Origin of the sequence: Pseudomonas sp. KK18 (genome assembly GCF_037094675.1) — a bacterium.
Lineage (GTDB): Bacteria > Pseudomonadota > Gammaproteobacteria > Pseudomonadales > Pseudomonadaceae > Aquipseudomonas.
In genome coordinates, this window is the sequence record NZ_CP146605.1 from 5,178,597 (window position 1) to 5,195,203 (window position 16,607).

Below are 16,607 nucleotides of genomic sequence, written 5' to 3' on the forward strand. Positions count from 1 at the left end.
TGTTATGCTTCATTCATCCCCCTTGGCATCTAGCCCGACGATCTTTTTCAGCGCCGAGCCGAGCTTGAGGTAGTTTACTTTGACGCCGTCATCCAGATTCAGCGGCACTTGTTTAGTAGCCAGCGGGTAGAGGGTGTCACGCTCGTAGTCGTCCAGCTCCAGTAGTTGCTTTTTGAGCGGTTCAATTTCCTTGAGGGCGCGGGTCTTTTCACCTTGGCTGGCGCTGGTGCTGATGCCGATTTGTTGGAGGTGGTCCAGCCGTGCAGCCAGTTTTTTGCGGAAGTCGCGCAGGTATTGCAGCACCACACTCGCTGTGTCGGTGCGGTAGCGATGCAGGTAGATCAGCGCACTGAAGGTGCCTTTAGGGCTGGCGAACAACCAGTAGATCGGGCGCTTCTTGTAGCGTTTCACATGGTCGGCGTAGAAGTCCTTGATAAAGTACTTGCGCACGTCCTTGCCCAGCGATGCCTCAATAAAGGCTAGGTTGTCCTCGTAGTGCTCCACGCCGAAGGTAACGCGTAAAAAGGTGCGGAAACGCTCGGTCACATCGTCAGCAAACCACTCGCCATCCAGCAGCGGGATCACGTTGTCTTCGTCCGGCATAAAACTCGGCTCGGGGATCTGGCGCAAATACTCAGCCAGTGTGTCGCCCTGGTTGGCCAGCACCAGCCCTGGATTGTCCAGGCTGTAGCGGCCAAACATACAGCCCACGGCGTAGGACAAAAACTCGCGCATCGTATCGGCCAACAGCTGCGCACCCAACTCCTCCCCTGACTTGTCACCACCGTAGCGGTAGTGTGGGTTGCATGTGAGGGTGACTTCCTTGAGCGACACCTCGGGTGTCAGTTCATCCTGCAGACTATAAGCCTCGATAAAGATACGGTTGTTTTCTTCTTCGAGGCGCTGCATTTCTAGCATCATCTCGCGCCAGTGAGAGTGGAGTTGTTGATAAGCGGCTTGTAGGGTGGACTGCCGGTGGCCGGGGTGTAGCAATGGCAGAACTGTGAAGTCCCAGGAGGTTTCGTAGGAGTCCCAGTCGGACTTTGCGGCTAGCACACTGCGCCGAACCCGATCATTCAACTGCTCATCGTCTGGCTTTTTGAACGGTAAACTAAGCACGTGGGTGAGTTTAAAATCAAGCGTAGGAGCAAGCATTCTTAGTAGGAAGCTGCATACACGACTATTCAGAAATGCCTCTACGGCCTCCGTTTTACTTGACTGACTGACGAAACCCATTGGCCCTTTGGCATCAAACATAAAACCACACGGAACCACACGAACAGCAAAGTCGCTGCTCGAAATGCCAGACCAAGTGAACCCCTCACGAAAGCCATACTCACCGTTGTAGTTATGAGAGCGGATACGCCCTGTCTTTTCATCCTTGAAATTTTTAAGCTCACGGCCATCATCAAACCAATTTACAAAATGCTCTGAATTACCATACCAACGCCTAGAGCCACCACCCTTCACATAAGGAAACCATCTTTTTTCAGATGTTTTAGCCTCGGCGTCACTTTTAATGTTAAAACCGACATTCATCACGCTCGCCTCATGCCACTCCCGTAAGAACGTGGCATTACTACCAGTCGCGAGCCCTTCCCTCGTGATGATCTCCTTGGAAATCGAAGGATAGCTTGTGAATAAATTCCTCATCCTTTCAGATGCCCAAAAAACTATCGGACATCCTGGGATTTTTTCAAATTGCTCCGACGAAACCCGATAGCGTATTTTGCTTTGAGGGACTTGAATCGCCTTCAAAAGATCAGCATCCTTTTCGGCCTCAGACTGGCCTTCAGTCAGCTTTATAAACTCTCCTTTGAAGTCTTCATTGGCCGCGCTACTCAAGACGAATGCAGTAGTCGAAACGACCTCCCCACCAATAGAGTCAAATGCGCGCTCTCCAAGCTGGGCCATCGTGCAGATTGTTGACCTAGATAAAATCACAGATCTAACCGCCTCATATCTAGGCGCGAACATCCAACCCTGCATCGTGATCATGCCAACATATGACTTTGCTAAAACCAGCTTCAGACTTCTTAGGATAAACGCCTGATAAAGGTCGTATTTACCCTCGACGTATTCAACATCGAGCCAGCTTTGCAATGACTCATTTAGATCTGCCTTTTTCTTGTACGGAGGGTTGGCAACTACCACCGCATAACGCGGGCTCAGGTAGTCGGTCATTCGTAGCACCTGCAGCACTTTAGCGTGGGTGCCAGCAAGGAACAGACTGCCTGCCATGTCCTTAGCCTCCAGCACGGGCAACACGTTTTGCACGCTGCTGAGTTTGGGACGGATCAGCGAGCCAAAGTTATCGGCCTCCTCAAACTGCTTGAGGGTTTCACGCAGGTCAAGAGTGAACAGGTCACGCCCTACGGCCGTGATGTATTCATCCAGCTCGTCATGGCTGAACACCACTTTTTCCATCACGCAGATATTTGGCTCGATGGCCTTGTTGAAAAAGCGGCGCTGCTTGGCGCGGGCTTTCATGGTCAGTGCAAAAGCGGCTAGCTCCCCTGCGCGCTCATCCAACTCGATGCCGTAGAGGTTGTGGGTAAGAATTTTTTCCGGGATTTCGCTAGGGTCAGTGCCCATCTCTTCGTAAATGGCATAGAGCAGATCGAAGGCATAGGTGAGCATGTGACCGGAGCCGCAGGCCGGATCGCAGACCTTGATGTCTTCGGGGCAATCGATCTTGAGGAAGTCGGTTTCTGCAGCCTCGGGCTTGATGTAGTAATCCATCTGCCTGGCAAGTGCCGAGTTAGGATGGTTGAGCATCCACAGACGGCCGAGAGAGTTTTCCACCAGGTAGCGCACGATCCAGTGCGGGGTGAACAGCTGGGTAGCTGCGGGAATATCTTCTGCCGTGATCTTCTGATTTTTCTTCAGACCCTCAAATACCGAGTCCTTTTTCTCGGAGATGTAGAATTGGTACAGCCAGCCGATGACTTCCACGTCCTGGCAGGTATCAGGGGTCATGGCTTCGCGGGTGTAGGCCAGGATGGAGTTGCCCGAGAGCAGGTCATCCGGCATCAGCAATTCGGTGTAGTCGGCAATGCGCTCGAACAGGTAAGGCATGGCGCTGTGGAAGGCGTTGCACTCGGCCACTACCAGCAGACGATAGGCTTCCTGCTGCGGATCGTGGCTAGGGGCGTTACCGCTAAGCAGAGCCTGGATCTGCTGGCGGACTTTCTCGGGCACGCGCTCATCGTCGATATGTCCTGCTTTGGCTTCAGCCAGTATTTCAGGCTGGAACTGGCCTTCATCAGCGGGCGATACCACGCGGATACGGGTGTAACCGTTTACATCCATAAAGCGAAGGGCGCAGAAGCGGTTGAACCAGGTGTAGGCGACCTTGTCGATGAGCTGCTCACGGCCGTTCGCGGCGATTTGTTTTTCCAGCTGGGCAACGGCTTGCGGACTCTCACGGCGGGCAGCACTGCTTGCATATAGCACTAGGGAGAGCTTGGCGCCCACTTGCTCCAAGAGCAGGCGACGTGTGTGCTGGGCGAACTTCTTGAGTTTGGTGGTTTCCATCATTCTTCTCTTTATGGGCCTGCTCGATCATTTGTGTGGTTTCACGAAAATGATCGGGGCACTTGTCCGTTTCAAATCTGTACGCGGTTGCCTGCTTGGATTTCCTTCAGCCAAGCTTCGCGCAGCTGTCGTAAGTAATCATCCAACTCGGATTCACTGGCCAGCCAAGGCTTGCTGTAACCCACCGTAATAGATCGTGCGGGCACCAAGCGCGGTTCGGCCACTTTGGGTGGTTCTGTGCTTGGTGGCGGCGGATAATCGATGTCCTGATTTCCCGCTGGTGGCGGAGAAAAGGGTGGGATTGGATCTGGTACCGGTTGCGGACGAGCCAGTCGCTCTAATTTGAGCAGTAACTGTGCGTATTGGTTGTCCTCGAAGGCACGCAACTGATCGCGGATCATGGCGATACGCTTCTGCCCTTGCATTGACTGCTGAGCTTCAACAAACGGCACAGCGAGCTGAGCCTGCTGCTCAGGCTTAAGACTGCCGTACTCGTTGCTCCCCTGCAGACGCTGCTCCAACTCGGCAAGCCGGCTGACTGCGGTAGCCTTCTCGCTGGTTAGCTGGTTAGCAATGGCTTGTTGCAGGGCCTCCAGTTGCGGTTTGGCCTGCTGCAGGCGGTTGCCTTGCCAAGGTTTATTCTCGGTGAGTAATGCCTTGATGGCTTCAACCTCCCCCGTGGCAACATAGGCGAAATTGTCTTCCTGCTCCTGCACCAGTTGGCGAGCCTGATCGTAAATAGCTTTTTGCGGACTACCCATGAAGCGACGTAGCGGCTCAATGATCTGCTCTTTGGTGTCGAGCATGGCATCGGAGGCGCGGGACAGTTCGGTAAGGAACCAGCTGGCGTTTTTGCCGGCGATTTCCTTGAGAGTAGCCATCACGCCATCCAGCACGCTGAGGAAGCCATACAAGGCTTTTTGCCCATGCAGGTCGGCTAAATCAATCTCCAGTTCTTTGATGGCGTCGATGGTTTCACGTGCCAGAGCGCGGGCTTCGTTGCAGCTGGCGGGACGGTCGAAAAAGTCGGCAAAGAACTCTTTGAGATGGCGAACCTGGGAGGCACTGAACTCGATTTGCGGCTCCAGCACCAAGGTGGTGTGAGCGTTGGTGTTGCGCAAGCTGCGCTCTAGGTTGTCGCCTTCCAGCAGGTTGCTGTCTTGCCGCACCTCCGCTTTGCCGCGTGCGCAAAGCAGCGCGAGGTTGCAGAGGATGGCCGCGTAGTACCAACCGTAGTTCTTGCGCTCGAAGCGCTCCAATAGGGTTTTGACCGTGGTGCGCACACCGCTGCGAGCATTGCTCTGGATATAGGCCAGTAGTTCCTGCTCGGGCTCGGTCAGGCTAGTAGCGTCGTTGCCGAGTAGACCGTCCTGGGCCTGGCGCAAGTATTTGCCGATGTCATTCTCGTTGAACGGCACATCGCGCAGCATGCGCAGGTTCGGATAAGTAGTTTCAATCAGCTGGTAGAAGCCTTTGAGAATACGGGCCTGACCGTCGCTGCTGGTGGCCTCCACGTCGGCGGCGTTAATTATCAAGTGCGCTTTGCCGAGCAGCTCCTTGGCACGATCCTGCAGCTCGGCCAGACGTTCGTTGTTCTGGAAACCCTTGGCGTCGATGATGCGTTTGACCGCTTCCTGCTGGGTGCTGCTGTTCTGTCGGATGTATTTCTCAGTGCGCTTGTGCAGGGTGAGATCCTGCATGAACCGGGCATCAGCCGGCAGCACCACGCGCAGCTCATCACGTCCCATACTCTGCATACGCTGCACCGTGAGGTTATCGAAGTTGTCACTAAGCGGAGTGACAATGTGGATGGCCAACTCAAACTCACGACTGAGCGAACGGTCGTCCATTTTGCGCGTATAGGCGTAGTCCTGGCCGTTTTCATAGCGGACCTTGCGCTGCTTGACCACACCATCAAACAGCAGGGTTTCCAGCTCCTTGATGACATCGGCAGTTTCGATCTCTGTGTTTTTGATCTCTTCTTCGATGTCCTTCTCTTCGTCGGTCAGGTACTCGTAGAGCTCGCCATTGCGTTGGATGTAGGTTTGCTGCTCCAGCAAGTTGAGTGCCGCTTCCAGCTTCTTGCGTTGGGCTGGAATGTCTTCGCCAAAACGCTCTAGCATCAGTACATTGAGATTGCGCAGAGTGGCCTTGAACTCCTTGACGTACTTGACCAAGAACAATGCTTTGAGCACGCGCACCGCGTATGGGTCGCCAAGGTGCCGCTCGGCATTGTTGATAGCGCTTTGAATAGCGCTTTTCAGCGCGCCGCGAATGCCTTCGAACATCCGATCGAAGGTGGCCAGCTGGCCCACTGGCTCGCTGTCGATAGCCATGGCCACTTCGCGGAATACACCGAGCATGGAGCGTTCGCCCACCGAGTTGGCCTTGCCCTCAAAGCCGTTGTGCATGGATATGCCACGAATGGCCGACTGGAAAAGCGGGAACTGGTAGGGCACGAAGGGGTAGCAGTAGGTGAAGTGCTCCAGATCGCGGAAGTTCTGGTAGTGCTGTCCACCGTCGGCAAAGTCGAACAGAGTTTTGAAGTTGTTGAGCTGCTGGTTGTAGACGGTTTTCAGCAGCTCGGCACCGGAATCGTTCTTGGTCAGCAAGCGTTTCTGGATCACCTCGGCCACGTCGGCGCTGGTGAGCTTGAGACGGTTGGCAAAGCGCGCCTGGATCTTGGTGAAGTCGTTGCTTTGTTGCTTGCTCATGTCGCCCATCACAGAGTCCATATCCTCCTGTGCGGTGACAAATACCCATGCCCGGCCCTGGCACTTGGTGGCCAAACTTTCAGCCACGGTTTGCAGGTTGGTCATGAGCTTGGTGTTGTCGGCAATGTACTGACCGACCTCATCGACAAAGAAATTCAGGCGGAAGTTGGGCGGCTGTTTGTCCAGCCACTCCTTGACCTGATTGCCGAAGTCTTCAATGGAAACGCTGTGTTGAGCGCGGTATTTATCGAGGATGCCCTTGGCCAGCGCCAGGTCTTCGTCGGTGATCTGGGCGTAGGCCTTGGCGATGTTGCCTGTCTCCAGCAGCGCCTGCTCGCGACCACGCTCCCAGGGCTTATTGGCGATGCTCTGGTAGGCTTCCTTGAACGGTTGGAACAGTTCGCGACTGTCCAGGTCGCGTTCAAACTGGGCAATGTAGCCCTGCTTGCCGTAATAACCACACATCTCGTTGAAGACTTTGACGAACACAGAAAGCAAGGCGTCGACCTGGGTCTTGCTGATGATGTCGGCCTTCTGGTCGATGTTGAACAGGATGCTTTTCGAGGGGATGGCGACAGCTTTCTTGAGCTGGGCGCGCAACAGCTCGTCGTCATCCTTGATCTTGGGTAGGAAGATGTCCAATGCAGTACTGCCGTCGACCTGGCGATTTTCCAGCAGCAGGGCGAGCATTTTCAGCAGGTGCGACTTACCCGAGCCGAAGAAGCCGGAGACCCAGACGCCATTGGCATGGTGGTAGTCGGTATAGGCATCGAGGAAGTGCTCCAGACGCTTGGCGACTTCGTCAGTCAGGACGTATTCACTGAGCTCGTTGAACAAGCTAGCTTCGTCGTCGGCCTTGATGACGCCCTCAATCGGGCGACTGACTGGGCTCTTGAAAATTCCGTTGAGTTTCATCGACTGCTTCCTTACACCTGAGACTCGAAAATATTGAATGCACGGTAGTACTTGTCATCGTGCAGCAGACCGAACAGCTCCAGTGACGCGCCTTGTTCCAGCGAATGCCGATACTCACCGGGGAAGAACATCACCGTGGGTTTGTCCTTGGCCGTGCTTTGCAGATTGTTGAGTACGTTGTGCGAGCGAATATAGGGGAACACTTCACCGATGCCGGAGAGGAAAAGCACGTCGTAATCCGCCTGAGCAATACGTTCGCCAATAGCCGGGACCAGGTGTTCCTTGATATCCAATACACCCTGCAAAAGTTCCAGCAGACCTTCTTTTTCCACATCGGGCTCAACCGCCCGGATCTGTTCCCACAAGCTGACACCTTCGTCACTGCCCTCACGAGCCTTTAGCAAGTCGATGGTCAGGTCGTACAGGCTGACTTCCAATACCTTTACACCACGCCCCTGCAAACAATCGATACGCAGACCGGCCAACGTGTTGACCAGTTGCCGCTGCATGCGTTGTATCTCAAAGGCTTCAGCCGCCTTGAATTCGCAGATGTAGAACGGCAGATCATTATTCAGCCCTTTCATTTCCAGAAAGCGTTGACCGCTCATGACGTTCAATAGGTGTTCAAAGCGGGCTGCCAGCGGCTGCTGACTGATTTTTTGGCTCATTGCAGCCACCTTTTAAGTTCATGGTCAGTTGCCGGGAATATCAGCAATTGCTCGTTATCGTGGCGAACCAGTAAATGGGCCAGCGCTGGAGTTATCAACACAGGCTGAATCTGGTGCTGTGCGCTGATCAAGTCGGCATCCCGCAACATGCGGAACAGGTTTTGTCGCAATTTGCTATGCGTGGACGCAGCCAGTTCATCCAGCTCGGCATGCCACAAAGCTTTGGCATTGCAGAAGGCATCGTAATCGCTTGTCGTGAGTTGGCGGCGCATAAGCAGGTAATGCTCGCGCAGAACTTCGCGAGCGAAGTCGCGGATGAACGCATAGCGCCGGCAAGTTGCAGCCCACAGAAGGTAGCCTTGCTCCCGCAGGCTGCCATCCACCAAAAACTCCAGCTCCTCTGGATCCAAAAGCTCCAGACGCGCGATCAACTCCTTACTGATACGTGTCGCAGCAGCCGCTGTACGAACTTGCAACAGGTTCTCACCACGCACCTGCTCCCGTGTTTGCTTCCAATCACGCAGCGTTAGATAGCGCTCCACAACCAGCGGTGCTTCCTGCAAAAACAGGCCACCCGTGGTGAAAGAAAGACGATAACGCTCAGCCATCACTTCGCGCCTGCTGCGATTCGTCACTGGCTCCGCCAGCTTTGACCCAGGTATCCACCTCAACCTTCTGGAACTTCCACAACCGACCGACCTTGTGGGCTGGCATGCTGCGTTTGGCAATCCATGCATAAACGGTGTCCTTGCTGACGCCGAGGTGTTCGGCAATTTCATCAACACTGTGCCAACGATCAGTCATAGCTAAATCTGCCGATAAAAAAACGTGCTGATATTAGCCGTTTTTGTCGGTTTTAATAAGGTTAAAGCTGTTTCTCAGGATTAATGCCTGACAAATGCCTGCGCCACTTCAAAATGGCTTCAAAGGGCAGCCTAGCGAGTTTGCTTTGGTAAGCCTACGCTGCGAATAGCTCAGTGGCGAAATGAAAATGCGTCGCCATCAGTTCCCTCACCCGCCGGGATACATCTGCTCGATCAGCTGATCGAACTCTCCGCCATACCCACAGTAATCACGCGGAACGCGCTCAATATCCTCGGCAATCTGCGCAATCACTTCGCGCAGTTCCAATTGTCCATACCACCGAGCAGGAATCGCCGCAGCGCCATACTGAACACCAAGTATGTGTCCAGTGATCAGTCCGGAACCGTCGCTGTTGCCACCGTGATTCACCGCTGTTATGACGCCATCCTCGAACGAGCTCGCCGTCAGGGCACACCAGAGGCCAATTGCCAGCGCTTCTTCAGCGACCCAACCGCCACCGAGTTCGCCGATGCGTTGCGGGGTGGGCTTGTAGCCTTCATAGAAGAAAAACAGCACACGCTCGATAAGGCTGCGAGCTTCTTCCATGCCGGGCTTTTGCCCATATTTGGCCAGGCTTTCGCTAACTGCATGTTCGAGACTGTCCTCCCTGACCATCCGCTGGAGGATGTCAGCGAACAGCCCTGCCGTCAGGTAGCCTGTAGGGTGCCCGTGAGTAAGGCGCCCTGACTGGGCAGCGTAGTCAAAGGCGTTAGCAAAGAATGCACAGGGAGCAACGCGCATCAAGGCGCCGCAGCCCTTGCTGTTGTTCTCGGCGACAGCACCAAGCCGCTGGGTGGCCTTGAGGGCCGTGAGACATGTGGTGCCAGGGGCGCGACAAGACCAGAGTTCTCGCTGTTCGATCAACCACCCGTCCCTGCTGACTAGTATCGCAGGAGGGTAATTCTGGGTCATCAGCCAGCGCAGCAACGCATGGTGGATAATGCTGGGAACATGGCAAATCCCTCGTGAACTACTTCTCACATAAGCCCGCAGCAAGCCTTCGGCCGTGAATAGCATCATCTGCGTGTTGTCGGTGATGACACCGGAGATACCGAAAGTAGGGGCAAAATCAACGATACCCTGCGAACCGAATTTAGCTTCGATTGCAGGCCATTCGAGGAACTCCACCGTGGCGCCCAACGCATCGCCGACTGCACCGCCCAGTAGGCAACCTTTGATCCGTTCAAGTCTGTTCATATCCTTCGCCCTTATCCCTCTGCTGGGATCAATTCCTGCAAAATCACCAGCTTTCTTTGCAGCTGCTCGATGTGCGCTTTCTCAGCGCGCAGCGCCGAGCGCAGCTCCCAGTTTTCCATATCCAAAATCCTTGCCCAGCGCGTGCCCTTTTGACAGCCAAGAGCCATTTTCCAGAGCTCCCGCAACCTCAGGCACTGCAGCACAAGCGTCAGCAGGATTGCTCCCATCATCACCAATGCACCTGTCGAAACAGCATCCGACATTGTCATGTCCACATCCTTTAGTGAGTTCGATTGAGCTCGAAGACAGATCAAGGATATGTAGTGTTTTACGACAGGTATAGAATGTAGACTTATACAGGTAAAGTATTCACGCATATGGAGCTGTCATGAAACGCAATCAAGACATCAAGCAGGTTCGTTGGGATTTGGCACTTCGTTATCGCTTGATCGAGACCGTCGCCTGGTGGGAAGGCCGGCTGACCACGGTGCATCTGATCCAGAGCTTCGGGATCAGTCGTCAGCAGGCGTCTAAAGACATCAACACTTACATCACCGAACATGCGCCTAAAAACCTTACATATGACAAGCAGCTGAAGGGCTATGTCCCCAGCAAACAGTTCAAACCACTGTTCATCGACGACAGCGCCAGCGCTTATCTGCACCTGCTGAACCAGACCCATTCCCGTGCGCCGCATGTGGAAGGGTTGGCCTTGGCGTATGCCCACACCATGGTGCTGGAGGTGCCTGACCGGACAATTCGACCTGAAGTGTTGCGCCCATTGCTTAAGGCATGCCGCGACAGCGAGGTTATTGAAGTCGAGTACGTTTCACTCGCTAACCCGGTTCCAGAAACTCGCTTGATTGCACCACACACACTGATTTACACCGGTATGCGTTGGCATGTGCGGGCGTATTGCGAGAAGAATCGTGAATACCGAGATTTTGTGCTGAGTCGCCTGCGCGGCAAACCTGAGTACGAACGCAAGACCGAGAACCTCATCGACGAGGATGAAGACTGGAACACCAAGGTAGCCGTGATCATAGAACCCGACTCAAGGCTCAAACCAGAACAGAAGGCAATCATCGAAGCCGATTTCGGCATGGAGGATGGCGTGCTGATCATTCCGACACGCCGCGCCTTGGTCAAGTATGTGTTGCAGCGTTTTCAAATCGATCCGAAAAAGCTCGACCCCAAAGCGGCGGCGCAGCAGATCGTGGTGAGGAATCTGGATGAGTTGAAGCCTTGGCTTTATGAGTGACTCAACCCGGCATTTTAATTCGTGACGCACTGCATCACGAATTAATTGAACCTCCGAGAGGGAAGAATAATAGGCGTGACTCTGGGCACTCTGGAAGCATTCGCCCCGTCCTATGTCCGGAGCGAATGTTGAGATGAGATGCGTTAAGGACCAGATCAGTCTTGCGGGCGCAGTTCAATCAGTGCCTGTTCGAACAGAATTCTATCGTTCTCTGCGGCCTTGTCTTGTTGCACCAGAGCCTGGCTTTGCGCGTCGATCCACTCATCCATAGGTTTGAACACCTGCTCAACCACCAGAGTGATTTGGAACTGGTAGGCCTGACGCAAATCGTGGACAAACGAACTGGCAGAGTCGTCGATGGCTTTGGTACGACGAGCTTGCGCTGCCTTCTCCGCATTCTCTGTACGAATAGCCTGGTAGATGTCGTACAACGCCACGCCGACCTGTACCAAAGGCCCCGCCCAGCGACCCGCTGTACTGGCCCAGCGTCCCATGGTCTTGGGGCCAATACCTTTGAACAGTTTGGGCAGAAACTCTTTTCCTAGCTCCAGTGCCGCTTTCACTCCCTGTTCAGTCATGTCCTTGACATTACCCATGGGGACTTTCTTCAAGGCATCCTTGATGGCTGGCGACAGGATGCTTTCACCAGCATCCTGCGGCGCATCCAGATCCGCATTCAGCATGGCGTCAGCGTGTCGGAGAGTGGACTCGGCCAGTTTCTCACCGATTTCACCGAGGCTCTGCTGAGTCTTGGGCAGCTCGTACTCCAGCGTGCGCATCAGTTTGTCGCCCAGAGACTGGACAACTTCTGCCGCCCCCTCTTCCATCGCCTGGTTGGTGTCACCCCTGACTTGTCCTTCTGCTACTGAAGTAATCAGACTGACAATTGCCTGCTTTGCGCTACGACAATCGCGATCCAGGTGATCGTTTAGGCATGCAGTCAGACGGCTGCGCTCGTTTTCAATCTGCAGTTTGGCTTTCGTCAGCGCTTCAGCCTGACGGTCATTGCCGGCCTGCACCAACCGCAAATTGGCTTGTTCGATCGCAACCACCAGGTCTTTGCGACAAGCCTTGAAGATTGTCCCGGTGTCGCTTTGCTCAAGGAAGTCACCCAGCGCCTCCTCCAAGTCAAGAATGCCGCTGGCGCTTACCAGCGGCGCCTTGTCTTCGAGTCGTCCTTTGAGGGCGCTTCTGGCATTGACCCATTGCACCGGGACCTTGTCCAGAATGTTTTCAATACCGCGCTCGCTCGCCGCACGCTGCAGATGAATGCGCAGGCGATCGGTGATGCCGACATAATCGCGATCGCCGACCGTAATACCTGCCTTGTTGTTGACGATGAGCATTAACCGGCGCTCTGAAGCGACGATATCGACCAGCCGCTCCCAGGTTTTCGCTTCGTCGGTGGCACCGCCTGCAGCGACCACGAACAACACAACTTCGCTATTTTGCAGCTGGTTCTCAGCCACCTCTTCATGCTCGATCGGCGCGTCGATACCAGGTGTGTCGAGCAGCGTGTAATTGCCCCAGCGGTACTCAGTTACCGCGGCCGTTTCCGGTCGATCCGCCATCTTGGCATCTGCCCGCCCCATCAAGGCATTGAGCAGGGTACTTTTGCCAGCGTTGTAGTTGCCGTAGACCATGATTCGAGGGTGTAACTGCTCAGCCTTGGTCTGCAACCGGGCTCCCAGCTCATCACGTTGTTGTTCGGACAGCCAACGGCCCAGCGGGGTGCTGACCCGTTCATAGGTGTGGATAACCCGTGCGAAGTCAGGCAATGCCATGGGACAGCTCCTTTTCGATTTCCTGAATTTGAGTAAGCGTGTGCTGGCGCATCTCTTTTAATGCGCTGTGGAAGTTTTTCAACCAGTCGGCAATGTCGATAAAGCACAATTGGTCCAGTTGCTCATACAGGACATTCAGCCGGTTCTCGGCAAGCTCAAGCAACTGTTCGCGGGTCCCCAGTGAAACTTCGTCGCGGTTGTCGCCCACAGCCACTTCGATTTCTTCACTGGTATTGAAGTATTCTCCCGCCGCGCCCCCAGCCTTGTTTCCCGCCCAGGCTCCAAGTGCGCCACCGATCAGGCCACCGATGACCGTCCCCACACCTGGCATGATCAAAGTGCCTAGAGCTGCCCCACCTTCAGCGCCCCCCCAGGCACCGAAACCTGCCCCGCCCGCCCTGCCGAATGACTCATTGCGGCGGGAGTCGAATTTGATTTTTTCAACGCGCTCTGAAAACTGGGGGGCCTCTCGGGCGACAGGTCCAACCGCTTGGTCGTGAATTTCAATGTTTTCGAATTTCTGGCCAATCGAATCACACAGTTCGCTGGCGTAATACTGGAAAGCATGATCGAGCAACTTACGGCAGGCTTCAGAGAAAGCCTGGTCGTTCATCGCATATTGATCGGCATACTTTTCGATCTGACCCGGTAATTCTTTTCTGAGCTGGCTCAGAATATGATCGACGCTCAGTTTCAGGTCCTTACGCGCGGCGTTCAGCCCTGTTCTGATATCAACCAGCTCTTTTTCCAGCTGATCCGTCGATTCGGCCAGCTTGAGGCAGAACGCCTGCAGATTCTTCAAGGGTGTCTGGCGCTTGAGGGCGAGCCCACTGGAACGGGCTATGTTGCCAATATCTGCGGCGAAGTCGGCCAGCCCACTGTCCTGCCAGCGTTGCGCCTGCTCCTGGGGGCCACCTTCCTCAGCATAACGCACCGAAATCGAGTGAATATTGATTTGATTCAGGAGCGATTGTGCTGATGGGTCGATTTTGGCCAGCTCCGACCCGACGTAACCAATCTGGTCATCACGATCGGATCGCGCCTTCATTACCCGTTGGTTAACCAAGTTACCCAAGTCATCAACATCCTCCTCAATCACATCACTGCCAGTGATAAGCACCATGAGATTTTTCTTTTTCTGGAGCAACCCGACGACCTCATTCATATCGGAGTGCCGGCCAGGACTGCTGGAGTTGCTCAGGAATACGATCAGGTCGGCACACGCGACATAGTCGTCGGCCAACTGGCCGTTGACGCTGTTGACCGAGTGAACCCCAGGGGAATCGACCCAGGTCATACCCGGCAACCTGAAACCCTGGATTGAGCTGGTCGCTTCCACCACGTCGACGCCAAAGCATCGCTGCTTGCTCATCAACTCTGCCGACATGGTTTCCGCAGTCCCGGTACTTTCGCGCCAGAAAAACTCGGGGCGAGGGGAAGCGCTGTCGATCAAGGCCGCGTCCGGAGCAGAGTTCCCGTAGGCGAGATAATTCCCCAGGGAGGATTTTCCAGCTTTGACCTTGCCGTAGACAAAGATCAGTAGCGAGTCATCGAAATCCTTGCGAAACGAAGTATTGCGCTCATAGTTTTCGACGTTCCTGATCCAGGCATCAAGCTGACTGTCGAGCCCCTGCTGACAGCGCTCAGCCATGTCCTGCAACGGGTGACGCTGCTCAAGCGGGCTTTCACGCCAAGGCGAAGTCTTGCGTGCGTCATTAAGCTTCCTCAGCTGAGCCTTGAGGACACTTTCCCGGCGATCGATCTGGCGTTTGACCTGATCGAACTCACCGGCAATCCCGGCGAAGACATTTAACAAATCATTTCGGTTGGCGTGGCGGTCGGTCATCGTGACTTATCCCAGCAATTCTTCTTTCAGGCGCTGAAGGCCCGTGATTTCTTTCTGAAGTGCGTGCGCCTGGACAGCTTGCTTCACCCAGATCGGGCTGAAGGCTGCACCGGGGGCAATTGTATCCAAGTGCTTCAACATAGCTTTTGGTTTGTTCGGCACCTTTTTGATTACAAAGGCACTAAGGCTGTCAAAACTGACGTGCAGCGCGCCCTGGTTAGTTCGATCGAGTACCGCAGGGTGCGTCGCAAATAAATCTTTCAGTTGGCCATCAACGTCGGCAACCAGTTGAGCCTTACGTTTCTCGAGGTTTGCCTGTTTGCGACGAGCAATGGCCTGTGCCTCGGCCTCACGAGTCTGAATGCGTGCCCTGCGTTCGGCCGCTTCTTTTTCTTCATCGTCGGAGCTGGCGACGGCAGCAACCACAGCGCCGATTAAGGGTACCAATAACCACCACATAGCAATGTTCTCTCAATCGGATTCAAGGGTTTCGCAGCGGCTGATGCGTTCTCGGGTCGTGCTGACCAACTGGTTCACACTCTGACTAAGCACCAGAAACGCCTGTGATTGTTTGGCTTCGACGGCAGCCAGTGTGCGTTCCCGCTTGGCGATGGCCTTATCGACAATGGCCTCCAACTTACTCAGACGCTGCTTATCTCGCGCACGGCGCACGGCATGCAACTCGCTTTCGGCGCGCTCGACAAGTGTCTTCAAATGGTGGTGCAGCACGTTGATGCCGCTATGTTCGATAAGGGCGGGCTTTTGCTCCAACACGCCTTTGCGGTATGTCGTGAACGAGGCCGGGATCAACGTGCGAGGTGCCTTGAACAACGCCGAGAGGATGGCACTGATTGCGTCCAGGCGATCCTGCCTTTGCTCCGACGCACTTTCGGCATGGGTCAGAACGACCAGTAAGCTGTCTTCGATATCAGGACGCCGATGTTTCAACTCATTAAGGAAGTTGATTTCTACGGTTTCCAGAGTGCCCGTGCCCAGGTTGTGGGCGAACAGGATAATGTCGGCCGTCGCCAAGCCACGCCAGGCGTGCTGGTCATCCTCGTTATTGGCGTCAATACCCGGAGTGTCTACGTAAGTAATCCCTCCATGGGTTAAGGTTTGCACCGTTTTAGTCGAGCGCACTGCTTTGGTTTCGAAGAATTCGTTTTCAAGATGGCCGGTCAATGCATTGAGCAGTGCGCTCTTGCCAGCGTTCATCAGGCCACAGACCGCTATACGCAAAGTCCGGTCGACGGTCTTTCCCTCTTGACGCTCCTGATACAAACGCGCGAATTCAGCTGACTCGCGATTGAGCTGAATCAGCCAATTTTCAGCTGGCATGAAATGTCCTTATTGCAGTGTCGGAAGCGCTGGCGCATCCGGGATCAAACACAAGTTGCCCCCAAGTCATAACGTTCAGCGCGCACCCTAGCGTCTGAACACCTGCAACCCGGATCATCCTCCACGCGATATCACTTTGCCACGCCTTAGTAACCTGTCAATCAAACGCAGATCTACAAGCAGCAATAAGGCGATGGGATGGACACTAAACCGGCCCCTGCCCCTTTCGCAAAAACTCGTTTTCCGCCTCCATTGACTTGTAAGACCGATACACCTCGTACCCTTTCTTGGCGATAACGACGAGGCCAACTGCGGCGAGAAAGTTTTTCAGCATGATCCATACTCCTGTTTATTGGCTGGTTTGAGCATAACCATGCCTCGCGACAAATTGCGTCGCCCCGAGAAAATCCATTTTAAATCGCCGACCCCGCTGTGACGGACAGGCTGATAACTCCATTGAAGGTTCAGTCGTTGGTCGCCTCA

At 54.5% G+C, this 16,607-nt stretch carries 13 protein-coding genes; 1 reads left to right on the forward strand and 12 read right to left on the reverse strand.

All coding sequences use genetic code 11. From position 1 onward, the window contains the following. Positions 1–9: 9 nt before the first annotated feature. The 7 genes from pglX to V6607_RS23230 all read right to left on the reverse strand — a co-directional run bounded on the left by pglX (position 10) and on the right by V6607_RS23230 (position 10,164). Positions 10–3,537, reverse strand: a complete 3,528-nt coding sequence (gene pglX / locus V6607_RS23200; RefSeq protein ID WP_170037972.1) for a BREX-1 system adenine-specific DNA-methyltransferase PglX — start codon at positions 3,535–3,537, stop codon at positions 10–12. A 71-nt stretch (positions 3,538–3,608) separates the two neighbouring features. Continuing rightward, positions 3,609–7,166 (reverse strand): BREX system P-loop protein BrxC, encoded by a 3,558-nt coding sequence (gene brxC, locus V6607_RS23205; protein WP_170037970.1) that lies wholly within the window; start codon positions 7,164–7,166, stop codon positions 3,609–3,611. 11 nt (positions 7,167–7,177) lie between these two features. After that, a complete protein-coding gene (locus V6607_RS23210) occupies positions 7,178–7,834 on the reverse strand; it encodes a DUF1788 domain-containing protein (RefSeq protein WP_169885067.1) in 657 nt (218 codons plus the stop codon). Next, complete coding sequence (locus tag V6607_RS23215) at positions 7,831–8,442, reverse strand: DUF1819 family protein (protein ID WP_169885065.1); 612 nt, start codon at positions 8,440–8,442, stop codon at positions 7,831–7,833. Before V6607_RS23215 ends, V6607_RS23210 begins: the two co-directional genes overlap by 4 nt. Continuing rightward, on the reverse strand, positions 8,435–8,638 hold the full coding sequence (locus V6607_RS23220) for a helix-turn-helix domain-containing protein (RefSeq protein WP_010463602.1): 204 nt from the start codon (positions 8,636–8,638) through the stop codon (positions 8,435–8,437). Before V6607_RS23220 ends, V6607_RS23215 begins: the two co-directional genes overlap by 8 nt. Positions 8,639–8,845: 207 nt before the next feature. Next, positions 8,846–9,895, reverse strand: coding sequence for an ADP-ribosylglycohydrolase family protein (locus V6607_RS23225; protein WP_170037968.1), 1,050 nt, complete (start codon positions 9,893–9,895; stop codon positions 8,846–8,848). An 11-nt stretch (positions 9,896–9,906) separates the two neighbouring features. Beyond that, entirely contained in the window at positions 9,907–10,164 is a 258-nt protein-coding gene (locus tag V6607_RS23230) for a hypothetical protein (protein ID WP_169885060.1), read from the reverse strand. 119 nt (positions 10,165–10,283) lie between these two features. Here V6607_RS23230 and V6607_RS23235 point away from each other — a divergent pair, with 119 nt between their 5' ends. After that, positions 10,284–11,156, forward strand: coding sequence for a WYL domain-containing protein (locus V6607_RS23235; protein ID WP_170037966.1), 873 nt, complete (start codon positions 10,284–10,286; stop codon positions 11,154–11,156). 155 nt (positions 11,157–11,311) lie between these two features. On the opposite strand, the gene V6607_RS23240 is transcribed toward V6607_RS23235, so the two are convergent. The 5 genes from V6607_RS23240 to V6607_RS23260 all read right to left on the reverse strand — a co-directional run bounded on the left by V6607_RS23240 (position 11,312) and on the right by V6607_RS23260 (position 16,458). Then, positions 11,312–12,940: a GTPase gene (locus tag V6607_RS23240; RefSeq protein WP_169864281.1), complete on the reverse strand. Its 1,629-nt coding sequence runs from the start codon at positions 12,938–12,940 to the stop codon at positions 11,312–11,314. After that, the gene (locus V6607_RS23245) at positions 12,927–14,786 is read right to left on the reverse strand and encodes a hypothetical protein (RefSeq protein WP_169864279.1); all 1,860 of its coding nucleotides are present in this window, start codon (positions 14,784–14,786) and stop codon (positions 12,927–12,929) included. The genes V6607_RS23240 and V6607_RS23245 overlap by 14 nt, the downstream gene beginning before the upstream one ends. Positions 14,787–14,792: 6 nt before the next feature. Next, a complete protein-coding gene (locus tag V6607_RS23250) occupies positions 14,793–15,245 on the reverse strand; it encodes a hypothetical protein (protein WP_170037964.1) in 453 nt (150 codons plus the stop codon). Between the two features lie 12 nt (positions 15,246–15,257). Continuing rightward, positions 15,258–16,124, reverse strand: a complete 867-nt coding sequence (locus V6607_RS23255) for a GTPase (RefSeq protein ID WP_169864276.1) — start codon at positions 16,122–16,124, stop codon at positions 15,258–15,260. 205 nt (positions 16,125–16,329) lie between these two features. Continuing rightward, positions 16,330–16,458 (reverse strand): hypothetical protein, encoded by a 129-nt coding sequence (locus tag V6607_RS23260; protein ID WP_255141968.1) that lies wholly within the window; start codon positions 16,456–16,458, stop codon positions 16,330–16,332. Positions 16,459–16,607 lie beyond the last annotated feature (149 nt).